The 13,130-nt window shown below is 46.6% G+C and carries 13 protein-coding genes; 9 read left to right on the top strand and 4 right to left on the bottom strand.

Annotated features, from left to right (window positions below; translation table 11 throughout):
• The first annotated feature begins 110 nt into the window (after positions 1–110).
• The 6 genes from ACVCAM_RS24950 to ACVCAM_RS24925 all read left to right on the top strand — a co-directional run bounded on the left by ACVCAM_RS24950 (position 111) and on the right by ACVCAM_RS24925 (position 6,809).
• Positions 111–1,457: an ISNCY-like element ISLad2 family transposase gene (locus ACVCAM_RS24950; RefSeq protein WP_076611902.1), complete on the top strand. Its 1,347-nt coding sequence runs from the start codon at positions 111–113 to the stop codon at positions 1,455–1,457.
• A 58-nt stretch (positions 1,458–1,515) separates the two neighbouring features.
• Positions 1,516–2,319, top strand: coding sequence for a hypothetical protein (locus ACVCAM_RS24945; RefSeq protein ID WP_000589340.1), 804 nt, complete (start codon positions 1,516–1,518; stop codon positions 2,317–2,319).
• A gap of 13 nt (positions 2,320–2,332) precedes the next feature.
• A complete protein-coding gene (locus tag ACVCAM_RS24940) occupies positions 2,333–3,694 on the top strand; it encodes an FRG domain-containing protein (RefSeq protein WP_000482601.1) in 1,362 nt (453 codons plus the stop codon).
• Positions 3,695–3,846: 152 nt separating this feature from the next.
• Positions 3,847–4,287, top strand: a complete 441-nt coding sequence (locus tag ACVCAM_RS24935; protein ID WP_016239970.1) for a hypothetical protein — start codon at positions 3,847–3,849, stop codon at positions 4,285–4,287.
• Between the two features lie 17 nt (positions 4,288–4,304).
• Positions 4,305–5,111 carry a hypothetical protein gene (locus ACVCAM_RS24930; RefSeq protein WP_016239971.1) on the top strand — a complete coding sequence of 269 codons (807 nt, stop codon included), beginning with the start codon at positions 4,305–4,307 and terminating at the stop codon, positions 5,109–5,111.
• Positions 5,112–5,405: 294 nt separating this feature from the next.
• Positions 5,406–6,809: an ISNCY family transposase gene (locus ACVCAM_RS24925; RefSeq protein WP_000125668.1), complete on the top strand. Its 1,404-nt coding sequence runs from the start codon at positions 5,406–5,408 to the stop codon at positions 6,807–6,809.
• Between the two features lie 32 nt (positions 6,810–6,841).
• On the opposite strand, the gene arsH is transcribed toward ACVCAM_RS24925, so the two are convergent.
• Complete coding sequence (gene arsH / locus ACVCAM_RS24920) at positions 6,842–7,546, bottom strand: arsenical resistance protein ArsH (protein ID WP_000130816.1); 705 nt, start codon at positions 7,544–7,546, stop codon at positions 6,842–6,844.
• A gap of 86 nt (positions 7,547–7,632) precedes the next feature.
• On the opposite strand from arsH, the gene ACVCAM_RS24915 reads away from it, so the two are divergent.
• From ACVCAM_RS24915 to arsC, 3 genes are read left to right on the top strand one after another with little or no spacing between them, the layout of a single operon-like run.
• Positions 7,633–7,953 (top strand): transcriptional regulator, encoded by a 321-nt coding sequence (locus ACVCAM_RS24915; protein ID WP_000941305.1) that lies wholly within the window; start codon positions 7,633–7,635, stop codon positions 7,951–7,953.
• A 45-nt stretch (positions 7,954–7,998) separates the two neighbouring features.
• On the top strand, positions 7,999–9,288 hold the full coding sequence (locus ACVCAM_RS24910; protein ID WP_000922628.1) for an arsenic transporter: 1,290 nt from the start codon (positions 7,999–8,001) through the stop codon (positions 9,286–9,288).
• Between the two features lie 12 nt (positions 9,289–9,300).
• Positions 9,301–9,726: a glutaredoxin-dependent arsenate reductase gene (arsC, locus tag ACVCAM_RS24905; RefSeq protein WP_000065802.1), complete on the top strand. Its 426-nt coding sequence runs from the start codon at positions 9,301–9,303 to the stop codon at positions 9,724–9,726.
• A gap of 59 nt (positions 9,727–9,785) precedes the next feature.
• Here the strand turns inward: arsC and ACVCAM_RS24900 are convergent, their stop codons facing one another.
• The 3 genes from ACVCAM_RS24900 to ACVCAM_RS24890 form a co-directional block, all read right to left on the bottom strand.
• On the bottom strand, positions 9,786–10,613 hold the full coding sequence (locus tag ACVCAM_RS24900) for a universal stress protein (protein ID WP_001066652.1): 828 nt from the start codon (positions 10,611–10,613) through the stop codon (positions 9,786–9,788).
• An 18-nt stretch (positions 10,614–10,631) separates the two neighbouring features.
• A complete protein-coding gene (locus ACVCAM_RS24895; protein WP_000927306.1) occupies positions 10,632–12,110 on the bottom strand; it encodes a SulP family inorganic anion transporter in 1,479 nt (492 codons plus the stop codon).
• Between the two features lie 491 nt (positions 12,111–12,601).
• The gene (locus ACVCAM_RS24890) at positions 12,602–12,877 is read right to left on the bottom strand and encodes a hypothetical protein (RefSeq protein WP_000864986.1); all 276 of its coding nucleotides are present in this window, start codon (positions 12,875–12,877) and stop codon (positions 12,602–12,604) included.
• Positions 12,878–13,130: the final 253 nt, after the last annotated feature.

The raw sequence follows: 13,130 nt of genomic DNA, 5'->3' as shown, positions 1-13,130 counted from the left end.
TAAGTTGTTAGAACCATTTAGTAATGTCACTTTTTATCCAGATAGAAACGTCACCTTAGAGTAAGCTAAACTGAATGCAATTCTAAGGGGCTCAACGCATGTTGGTGACCATGTCAGATAAAGAGATCCACCGCCTACCGGTGATACAGGCAGTTTGTGAAAAGCGTCTACGCCGTCGTGATGCAGCATCACAGCTTGGCATTTCAGAACGTCAGGCGCAACGACTTATCAATCGTTACCGAGTTTCTGGTGCTGAAGGACTTGTCAGCCGCAAACGCGGCCAGCCCAGCAACCGCCGGTTGACCGAATCTCTCAAACTACGAGTACTCACGCTGATACGTGAAAACTACAGTGACTTTGGGCCCACACTGGCCGCAGAAAAACTCAGAGAGCGCCATAATATCCGGCTTTCAATCGAGACCGTCCGCAACTGGATGACGTCTGACGGACTCTGGGTCCCGCATGCTCGCCGTAAGTCACGGGTTTATCAACCCCGACATCGGCGTGATTGTCTGGGTGAACTTATCCAGATCGACGGCTCCCACCATGACTGGTTTGAAGGCCGTGCGCCAAAATGCTGCCTGCTGGTCTTTATCGATGATGCCACCGGGCGTCTGATGCATTTGCGGTTCAGCGAGTCAGAAACAGCCTTTGACTACATGCTGGCAACCCGGGAATACATCGAGCAGCATGGGAAGCCGGTATCGCTGTACAGTGACAAACACGCAATATTTCGCGTCAGTGGTCCGGAGAAACGCAATACCACCGTTACCCAGTTCGGACGTGTGCTTTATGACCTGGCAATCGAGCTTATTTGTGCCAACAGCTCTGAAGCTAAAGGCCGCGTGGAACGTGCGAATCAGACACTTCAGGATCGGCTGATCAAAGAAATGCGTCTGGAAGGTATAACCGGCATTGAGGCCGCAAATGCCTGGCTTGCCACTTTCATCGCTGACTTTAACAGCCGGTTTTCACGACCGGCTAAGTTCCCCAAAGATTTGCATCGTCCGGTGCAGGAAAGCCCCGATGAATTAAGAGACATCTTTGCCTGGCATGATGTTCGTACCGTGTCGAAATCACTGACCTTCCAGTACGATAAGATCCTTTATCTCATGGACACCACAGAAGAAAATAGCCGTCTTGCCGGTGAAAAAATTAAAGTACTGGATTATCCCGATGGCACCCTCGCCTTCCTCTATGGGCACCGGAGCCTTAAGTGCCAGGCATTTGATAAGCTGGCCTGTGTCGACCAGGGGCAGATTGTTGATAACAAACGTCTCGGGACTGTACTCCGACTGGCTCAGGTAAAACAGGATGAGCGGGAAAGCGAAGGCAAACGGGAACGAAGCAAAAAATCGCCCAGCCGTAAGGCTCAGGTGCGCATCCAGGAACAGCTCCGGGCTATCAATCCCGTTCTGGCAGACCCGAGCTTGTTTGTGGCAAGTTCAAAGCGATAGAATCGACCATCAGTGCTGCAAAGTACCGGAACAGTGAGTCCCCAAAAGGATACTTGAGATGATTAAATTCCCGACTACAAAGCGCGTTGATTTGTATAAAACTGCTGTCAGCTCTGAGCAATTACATCTAGATCTGGTTGCGGCTCAGGAGTTCATGTTCGATGCCTGGGAAAATGATGACCTGGAAGTTGTGCTGAAACTCATCAGAAAAGCTATCAAGAAATCCCCGCTCTGTGCTGACGCATACTCATTCTACTGCGAGATATCTCAAGAACCTCCTGAGTCAAAAATCGGGAAGCTGGAGACTGCTTTGTACGCAGCCAGCATTGCACTTGGCGAGGATTTTCAGGAGTTCGCAGGACGTTTCTGGGGATTTGTCGAAACACGTCCATATATGAGAGCAAAAGCAGCTTTGGCTGAGGCCTTATGGGAGTCTGGTAATTTTTATCCGGCTATGGCTCATAGCCGCGAAATGCTGAAGCTCAACCCGAACGATAACCAGGGGATTCGTCATTTATTAGCGAACTATTACCTTGAGCTTGAAATGGTGGATGATCTGGCCTTGCTACTGGACGATTATCCTGGGGATATGCGTTCGTTTTTTCAGTATACACGCGCCCTACTCGCCTACCGACAGTCATCCCCGGATGCCGATGATATCGCTAAAGCTGCGATTGATTCTAATAGACACATCCCCGGCTTGTTATCGAAGTGCAGATTACAGATCAAGTCTAACAGTGGATATATCACGTTAGGTGGAATGGATGAAGCCATTTATTATGTGAATCATAATATAAAGCCTTGGATTCGCACCTCTGGCGCAATTGATTGGATTGTAAATAATTCATTAAGTAAAATATAAGGATTTAGTTTTAATGTTTAATCTAATTATGGGCGGAGAACCTGACTATTTTGAACATTGGCCCATGTATGAACGGGTTAGTGGGAGTTGTGATTTTCCTATATCACGTATGTTAGAAGGCACCTCTGATGACATCCGGTTGAAGTTAACGCCTTTGAATGATAAAGCATTATCTTATATTGAGAAATTACCTACGCTTTTTATGTCAGAACTTTATTCCCGAGACAATGTTGAATACATTACTTTGCGACTTGGTGTAATTTCAAATCTACGAACAGTTAACAAAAATGTTGAGTTTGATTTCAGAATCACTCACTCACAAGATGATGTCGTAGTGATAAACAAAGAGTTATATCAAACAGCTTTAGAATTAGGTGCATATGGGCTGAAACGGACTCACTGGGGAATAAAAGCACGTGATTTAAATCAAACATTAGCACTTCTAAATATAACGACAAGAAGTACACCACTTCCTCCTACTGAAGCACTTCCTGATGAAGTTGATAACTACCCAATAATAGATAATGTTCAAAGTTTCATGGCGCGTGTTTTAGAACAAGATCATGAAGAAGATGCAGAAATATTTTATCGTGGACATTCTGATGTATCTTACGAGTTGGCTCCATCAGTTTTCAGGAAAAACAAAAAAGGTAACTTCAAGCATTTGCACAGTGAATCAAATTTAGTCCGTGAAGCCCTAACAGCAAGGCCAACTGAGTTTGTTGATGATAAAACAATGCTAGACAAGTTAGTAAGGATGCAACACTACGGACTACCAACTCGTTTGTTGGATATAACATCAAATCCACTAATCGCTCTGTATTTCGCTTGTTGCGACATTAGTAATAATGAAAATACAAATGAGGTTGATGGACATGTTATTATTTTCAAAACAAAAAGGGATCGTATAAAATTCTTTGACTCTGATACAGTAAGTTGCATATCAAATATATCAATGCTAAGTCAAACACTGAAAGATCAGCTGGATTGTAAAATGGACAAGGAGGCTTTCAATAAAACTGAAGCTTGTCAAAAACTCATACATTACATTAAAGATGAAAAACCTTATTTTAAAGATGTAATTATACCATCAGATTTGGAAAGGTTAATTTTCGTTAAAGGAAGAAATAATAATGAAAGGATGTCATCACAGTCAGGTGCATTCTTATTATTTGGGAATAATGCTGTTTATCCCGATTTAGTTTCAAACCCTGATGATGCTATGCAAGAGTTTAAAGTAGAAAAAATAGTGATCAGAAACAAAGCTAGAATACTTAAGGAACTCGCAAGGTTAAACATTACAGATGCGACAGTTTATCAAGGCATGGAAAGGACAATGAAACTAATTGCGGCCAAATTTTCCGCAGGAGATTGATCTTCATGTGGTTTTTTGACACACTAGCCTGTCGCTACTGGCATTGGTCCCTTGTATGCTAAGCATATGAACTCTGGTGTGTGTTGGACAGGAGCAATTAACCAGTCGTATAGTAAAATTTGAATGTAAAAATATAAAACAAGGAGTTGAGAATGAACCCCATTACTTTGAGTGAAATGAGTGATGAAGATGAAGAGGTAAAAATCATTTCTTCATATGAACCTCAAGATGATGAGATTGCGATCGTTTTTGATAGTTCAAAAATTACTGGAGGTAATGCACTGGATTTTTTCCAGTTCACCAAGCAATCACATTCTAATGTTAAAGTGTACGGAGATTCTAATGGTGTTTCGTACCTGCAATTAAACAGTATAACGTTAGCGTTAGGCACTTTCTTTGCCACATCAGTAATGATACCTTTTTTAGTAAATCTTGTTTCAAATTATATTCAGAAAAAAATTGATAACTTTGGAACTAGAGATATAGACGTTAAAGTCTCTATAATTAAAAAAAATAAATCAGGAAAACATGTGAAATACACTGTTTCTGGAAAAGTAGACGATGTTTTAAAAGTAATTAACAAAATCAAATAAAAATCTATATAGATATTATGAATATTCACGAAAAGTTAAAGCGTTGGATGTGTATTACTCAAGAAGATAGTGCTATTCTTGATTATCTTAATGCTGAGTTAAAAAAAGCTCAATCCTTGAGCTTGAATAATGAATCAAACAGATTGTTTTTATACAAAACAATTTTACTAGCCCATTTAAAATATATTCAAGTCATTAATTTACTTACAAGAGGTGATTTTTATGAAGCATGGGTAGAACTTGAAAGGATAGAAATAGATTTAATACATATTAAAGAAAATAATGAGTTTCTGCCTGAGGTTAATTTCTATGGTGTTAACTTCTTAGCGAGAATGGTATGTAATTGGCAGGCGTTATTCCCATATAAAATCTTCGGTAGTTCTCGTGAAATAATAAAAGAAGTGAAATGTTCAGTATGTAATACAACCCGTAGTTTTATTAATGATTGTGGTCATGTTAAAAATAAACTTTATAATGGAGTTCTTTGCTTTGATGAAGTGATCGATTTTGAATTAATTACTTATGACATAGTTAGTAATCCCGTTAACAAATGTAGTGTTTTTTTCTCCAATGATGGTGATCATTATAACTATTCAACTTTAATTAGTGTTGTCAAATACATACAATCCCCACATCAAATTTTCAATATTACGACCTGGAGATTTAAGGCGAAAGAACATGATGGAGTATTATCGCCAGAAAATATTTGTCCATGTGGAGATTCTTTAAAAAAATATGCAGATTGTTGTTTGCCACGTAATGGTATTTATAAAAAACATATAGATATTTGGTTTCCCTTCCCGTTGAATGTAGAACCTATTTAGAACCAGATATTCAATAACTAAAGATCCCGTTGACACAGATATTTCCATATTAAGATGTTTTCGTTATATTTTTATTCCAGTCTTTCATATTTAACTTTTGCTTTATTAATTGGTTGAGTGGGATAACGCAGCAGTCACATTAATATGATTACATAGGCTGAAAGTGCCCTTTCTATCTTGCACAAAGAGGTGACATTTTAAACTTGCTTTGACATAAGTTGTAGTAGCAAAGTTGTAATGTCCGATAATGGCTAAGTTAAGATGTCCGGCGTGTATAATCAAGTAAGGATTACCATGACGGCTCTCGCAGCGGAGTTTTTCACATTGGATGAAGTTAACCGACTCAAAATCATTCAGGATGTCATCGACCGGCGTCTGACAACACAAATGGCAGCTCAGCGGCTTGGTATCTCCGACCGTCAGTGCCGTCGTCTGCTTGCGCGTTATCGTGAAGATGGTCCGATTGGCATGACCAGCCGCCGTCGTGGTAAATCCAGTAACAACCAGTTGCCTCAGGGACTGGCCGCATACGCGCTGAACATTATTCGCGAACGCTATAACGATTTCGGTCCGACGCTGGCCTGTGAAAAACTGTCTGAGGTGCACGGTGTTCATCTTTCCAAAGAAACCGTCCGTAAGCTGATGACTCAGGCCAGTCTGTGGGTCCCACGTAAGCAACGTGCGCCAAAAATTCAGCAACCTCGTTACCGCCGTGCCTGTGCCGGTGAACTCATACAAATCGACGGCTGCGACCACCACTGGTTTGAAAATCGGGGACCTAAGTGTACGGCACTGGTTTACGTTGATGACGCAACCAGTCGTTTAATGCAGCTTCTTTTCGTGAAATCTGAGTCTACTTTCACCTATTTTGAAGCGACCCGGGGCTATATTGAAAAACATGGCAAACCGCTTGCGCTGTACAGCGACAAAGCCAGCGTATTCAGGATCAACAATAAAAATGCAACCGGCGGCGACGGCGATACCCAGTTTGGCCGTGCGATGCATGAACTGAACATTCAGACCATTTGTGCAGAAACCAGTGCTGCCAAAGGCCGCGTTGAACGGGCGCACCTGACGCTTCAGGACCGACTGGTCAAGGAGCTCAGGCTCCAGGGCATCAGTTCCATGGAAGCTGCGAACGCATTTGCCGAAGAGTTCATGAACGATTACAACCGTCGTTTCGCAAAAGCGCCTCGCCAGGCGTTTGATGTTCATCGGGAACTGGATGTCGATGACGATCTTGATATGGTATTTAACTGGCGTGAAGCTCGTAAAGTGTCGAAATCACTCACAGTGCAATACGACAAAGTCCTTTATCTGATTGAAGACAGCGAATTCAGTCGTCGGGCGATTGGTAAATACATCGATGTCTGGCATTACCCGGATGGACATAAAGAGCTCCGGCTTAATGGCGTATCACTTCCCTACTCCACCTATGACAAGCTTTCTGAAATCGATCAGGGGGCCATTGTGGATAACAAACGTCTGGGGCGGGCCCTGGAAATGGCGCAGCTGGTCCAGGCCGAGCGGGATAATAACCGGTCGCAATCCGTACCATCCGGAGACGGCCCTTCTCGCAGGCGTAAAGCTCCCACGACGAAGAAATCCCAGCGTTCCCTGGATCAGGACGATATGTTCAATGCCCTGGTGAAACTTCAGTCACGCTCTGAAGAGATATTTGGGAAGAAACCGATTTAAAGCCCGGTAATCCATCCGGGCATGCCTGGCTGTCAGATTTTGGCCTGATTGACCCGTGCCGCGAGCTCCTGATGACTCTCTTTCCTTTCGCTGTAGCGGTCGGACAGGTAGGCTGTGTGCCCTTTCAGGAGTAACGTCATTTTGAACAACTCTTCGGTAACGTCGACAATCCTGTCATACCAGGGTGAGGGTTTCATGCGCCCTTCATCATCAAATTCCTGCCATGCCTTTGGCACTGACGACTGATTGGGGATGGTGAACATCCGCATCCAGCGGCCAAGTATCCGCATCTGATTGACCGTGTTAAACGACTGTGAACCACCACAAACCTGCATGACGGCCAGCGTTTTACCCTGGGAAGGACGAACAGCACCTTCACTCAGGGGTATCCAGTCAATCTGGGCCTTCATCACCGAGCTCATGGCGCCATGTCTTTCCGGAGAACTCCAGACCATTCCGTCACACCACCTGACCAGCTCGCGGAGTTCAAGCACTTTGGGGTGACTTTCGGGCGCATCATCGGGTAACGGCAGACCGGATGGGTTAAATATTTTCACCTCAGCCCCCATCTTTGCCAGCAACCGCCCGGCCTCTTCCGCTGCAAAACGACTGTAGGACCGCTCTCGTACTGAACCGTACAGGATGAGAATTCGCGGCATGGTTTCGTTGTTGCCCGTAAGTTTGCTGGCAAGCGCATCATCAAAATAAGCCGGTTCGATTGCTGGTAAGTCGGTCATAAAAAATCTCCATTTCATAAGCTATGCTTTAAAAGTTATCACATATGAAATACCATATGTATTGTTATTTTTTTACGAGGTTAAGCATGCTACAGCCTGTTCAGCTTTTTAAACTGCTCGCCGACGAGACCCGTTCAACTATCGTGATGCTTCTCAGGGAGTCCGGTGAAATGTGCGTCTGTGACATCTGTGCGGCAACCGCAGAGTCTCAGCCAAAAATTTCTCGCCATATGGCCCTTTTACGTGAAGCCGAGCTGGTCATCGACCGTCGCGAAGGAAAATGGGTGCATTACCGACTGTCGCCACACATGCCAGCATGGGCTGCGGGTATTATTGATACAGCCTGGAACTGTGAACGAGAAAACATACGCAACAAGCTCAGTAGCGTGGCATCTGTCTCCTGCTGATGGCGATATATATATCCGAATAAACAAATGTGAATGGAGTTTCTGATGTTACTGGCTGGTGCTATCTTTTTATTCACGCTCGTCCTGGTTATCTGGCAACCCAGAGGGCTGGGGATTGGCTGGAGTGCCTCACTGGGCGCAATTCTGGCATTGCTGACTGGCGTCGTTCATCTGGGGGATATTCCGGTGGTCTGGCAGATAGTGTGGAATGCGACCGCCACCTTTATCGCCGTGATCATCATCAGTCTTCTGCTCGACGAATCCGGCTTCTTTGAATGGGCCGCGCTGCACGTTGCCCGTTGGGGGAATGGCCGGGGGCGGCTGCTCTTCACCTGGATCGTCCTGCTTGGTGCGATGGTTGCGGCACTGTTTGCCAACGACGGTGCGGCACTGATCCTGACACCTATCGTTATCGCGATGCTGCTGGCGCTGGGATTCAGCCGGGGAGCAACCTTAGCGTTTATCATGGCCGCAGGGTTTATCGCTGACACGGCAAGCCTGCCACTGATTGTCTCAAACCTGGTGAATATCGTCTCGGCGGATTTCTTTAAGCTTGGTTTCTCAGAATATGCCGCCGTGATGGTCCCGGTTAACCTGGCCGCGATTGCGGCTACGCTGGTGATGCTGCATCTGTTTTTCCGTAAGGACATTCCCGCCGTTTACGACGTTTCTCTGTTGAAAGAACCGAAAGACGCTATACGTGATGTGAATACCTTTAAAACCGGCTGGCTGGTTCTGGTGTTGCTTCTGGTGGGATTCTTCGGACTGGAGCCGCTGGGCGTACCGGTCAGTTTGGTCGCAGCCGCTGGTGCATTGCTTCTGTTTGCTGTTGCGAAAAAAGGGCATGCCATTAACACCGGTAAGGTGCTGCGTGGTGCGCCCTGGCAAATCGTTATCTTCTCGCTGGGGATGTACCTGGTGGTCTACGGCTTACGAAATGCCGGTCTGACCCACTATCTCTCTTCCTTGCTGAATCAGCTGGCAGAGCAGGGATTGTGGGCGGCAACGCTGGGTACGGGCTTCCTGACGGCCTTCCTGTCATCAGTGATGAACAATATGCCGACCGTGCTGGTCGGGGCGCTGTCGATTGATGGCAGCACAGCGACCGGTGTTATCAAAGAAGCGATGATTTACGCCAACGTCATCGGCAGCGACCTGGGGCCAAAAATTACCCCTATCGGCAGTCTGGCAACGTTACTGTGGCTGCACGTTCTGTCGCAGAAAAATATCAAAATTACCTGGGGATATTACTTCCGGGTGGGCATTGTCATGACAATCCCCGTGCTGTTTGTCACGCTTGCAGCACTGGCGCTTCGTCTGTCTTTCACTTTGTAATGAGATACTGATATGAGCAACATTACCATTTATCACAACCCGGCCTGCGGCACGTCACGCAATACCCTTGAAATGATCCGCAACAGCGGTACAGAGCCGACCGTTATTCATTATCTTGAAACCCCACCATCACGAGCTGAGCTGGTAAAACTCATTGCGGATATGGGGATCACGGTACGAGCGCTGCTGCGTAAGAATGTCGAACCTTTTGAAGCGTTAGGGCTGGCGGAAGACCGCTTTACTGACGAGCAGTTAATCGATTTTATGTTGCAGCACCCTGTTCTGATCAATCGCCCTATCGTGGTAACGCCGCTGGGTACCCGGCTATGCCGCCCTTCTGAAGTCGTGCTGGATATTCTTCCCGATGCGCAGAAAAGCGCGTTCACGAAAGAGGACGGTGAGAAGGTAGTTGATGAAAAAGGTAACCGGCTGAACTAAACGTGTTCTTGTGACGAAGGGCGAGAGAACTCGCCCTTTTTTATTTAAGATAATCAGTGCTAACGGAGGATAAGAAGCGGTTGTTGCGTCTTTTGCAGCATTTCGGAGGTATGACTACCGATAAAGAACTGCCGCAACCTGGAATGACCGTAGGCCCCCATCACTATCAGATCGACAGCATTTTCCTCGGCGTAACGAATAAGCGCGTCCCCGACTGATTGCCCGGTAAGATGTGTTGTGCTGTTTTCTATATCCGCGTCACGTAAAATTTGCTGTGCGGTCAGCAGCTCTTCCTTCTTACCGTTTACCATGACAAGGTGGCACTCCAGCCCCCTGAGTAAGGGACTCATCGTCAGACGTTCCAGGTTACTCCTGCTTTCTTCACTGCCATCATAAGCCAGCATGACTCTGGAAGGCACTGAGTAGTTCTCCGGAACAACCAGTAGGGGTTTCTTTTGCAGACGAATAACGCTTTCCAGATGAGAGCCTACCGGATGCTGGCTACCCCGACGCCCCAGCACCATGAGACGAAGGTCGCTCAGCTCTGCCAGAACTTCATCCGGTGTACCGTGTTTTTGCATCAAAAGCACATCCGGGCTTCCCTGTTTTTGAAGCAGTTCAGCACAACTTTCCAGTATTGCTTTCCCCTGGGCCATCAGCAGGCGATTACGTTGCCCTTCAATTTCTACCAGCTCATCGGTCAGCAATTGCTGACTGTCTATGCCGAGAGTGCCGGTCAGGTCTGACACTACCGGGGTGCTGTCTTTTTCGATAACGTGCAACAGTGCTAGCTGTGATTGCAAAGTGCGGGCTGCCCACGCCGCATATTCACACACTGACCGCGTTGAAAGTGAACCGTCCACACAGGCTGTAACAGTATTATTCATAGTTTTCCCTCCAGTCTGTTAATGACCGCCCATCAGTTTTTCGACTTCTTCAGGTTTATCGTGAACACCAAACCGGTCAACGATGGTGCGGGTGGCTTCATTCATCCCACGTATTTCAACCCCGGCGCCCTCTCTACGGAACTTAATGACCACCTTATCCAGGGCGCTGACGGACGTGATGTCCCAGAAATGGGCATGTGAAACGTCTATCACCACATTCTCAATCGCTTCACGGAAATCAAAGTGGCTCGTAAAGCGGTCTGCTGATGCAAAGAATACCTGGCCGGTGACGGTATACGTCCGGCTCGTCCCCTCCAGAACTGAGGTTACACGCATGAACCGGGATACTTTAGTGGCAAAATTGAGCGAAGCAATCAGTACACCGGTCAGCACACCGAAGGCCAGATTATGTGTTGCCACCACAACCGCGACGGTGGCAAGCATGACCACGCTGGTTGAAAGGGGGTGTGTCCGCAGGTTGGCAATGGAGCGCCAGGAGAATGTCCCGATGGAAACCATAATCATCACCGCGACCAGCGCTGCCATCGGAATTTGGGAGACCCAGTTGCGCAGGAACACAATCAGGCAAAGCAGCACCACGCCCGCCGTGAGGGTTGAAAGTCGTCCGCGTCCACCGGATTTTACGTTGATAACAGATTGCCCAATCATCGCGCAGCCTGCCATTCCTCCGATAAAGGATGTGCAGATGTTCGCGATGCCCTGAGCTTTGCACTCCCTGTTTTTGTCGCTTGGCGTGTCGGTCATGTCATCCACGATAGTGGCGGTCATCATCGACTCAAGCAGGCCAACCACCGCAAGCCCCGCAGAATATGGCAGGATGATGAGCAGCGTCTGAAGATTTAAAGGCACGTCCGGGAGCAGGAAGACCGGCAGACTGTCGGGAAGTTTCCCCATATCCCCGACGGTTCGCACATCCAGATGCAGCCACATGGCAATCCCAGTCAGCACCACGATGCACACAAGCGGTGAAGGAATGGTTTTGTTGATATAAGGGAAGAGATAGATGATCCCCAGCCCTGCCGCAGTCATGGCATAAACATGCCATGTCACATTGGTCAGCTCAGGCAACTGGGCCATAAAAATCAGTATTGCCAGTGCATTAACAAACCCCGTGACCACTGAGCGTGAAACAAAACGCATCAGCCCGCCAAGCTTCAGATATCCGGCTATCAGCTGGAATACCCCGGTCAGTATGGAGGCAGCCAGTAAATACTGTAAGCCATGATCTTTCACCAGCGTCACCATCAGGAGAGCCATTGCACCGGTGGAGGACGAAATCATCGCCGGACGTCCGCCAAAGAAGGCCATAACGAGAGGAATACAGAACGCCGAGTAGAGGCCCACCTGGGGATCAACACCGGCGATAATGGAAAAGGCGATCGCTTCTGGAATGAGTGCGAGCGCGACAACAATACCGGCCAGAACGTCACCACGGACGTTACCCAGCCAGTCCTTACGCGTCGAGGACAGCAACATAGTAATTTCTCAGTTTTTAGATACAGTCAGCCCTGGAGGGCTACATTTTTACGTACGGTAAAGCACATCCGCAGACGGGATGTTATTGAGTGCGTGCTGAGGCTTGCTCAGTACGACAGAGGAAGGAAAAACTCAGGGTGGCGTAATACGCATAGCGGTTGTCAGATTCTCCATAGCGGATGTGTATATATTGTCGGCTCTGTTGTCAGGAAGAACTTACAGAACACGTCGCGTTTGAACATGAAACACTTCAAAGCAGCCCAATACTACAAATAAAGCGAATACGGGGTCAACCCAACAAGGTACTCAAACGAAGAGGTTAAGATGCGATTTTTATCCAGGAATTCAATATTATCAAAGGACATTTGAACTTTGCCCCACCCCGGACATCTCTACTTAGCTTTGACATAAGTTATTGATTCATATGTGGTTATTTTTTAACATTTACGTTTCACGTACTGATAGATTGCCTTTGAAGCCAACGCTGACCGTCATTCATCTTGATCAGGAATTTGGGCATCTTCTAAAAACACCTTTGTACGGTAATCATCTTTCCAGCCTAACCAAACTGAATCTTCACCACCGGAAGAAACAACTTTACGGTTTCCTGTGAGATTATCAGCCTGTTCTAAGCATATTGACTGCATATCAATGAGCAAATCAGCTTCTGCGACTTCCGTGCCGCCGATCGTTTCATAGCCGGAAATCAGAACAATTGCCTCAGGGTCTCTTTCGTTCAGCATGGCGATCAACTCTTTCACTTTCATTTTAAGATACCAGTAGTTTATTTGTGTGCATTGCTGATGGATTTTATAGTGCTGCCGACCTTTTTCAAGGTGCTTCCGTTGCTTCCAACGATCATGCTAACGACCTTGTTGTCTGACCTGGTATTGCCGTGGTCATCCTTTTAGAGAAATGCTCCAAAGATCAACATGGCGGCATAGGTTTTCCAGCTTGACCAATCAATCGTGGAACCAAGCAACAGATAGAATGCCAGGGCTACCAGCCCCAGCTTTACTA

The organism is Enterobacter sp. CFEC122, from assembly GCF_052983755.1.
The sequence above is the reverse complement of the archived record's forward strand: the minus strand, read 5'-3'. Positions and strand labels throughout refer to the sequence as shown.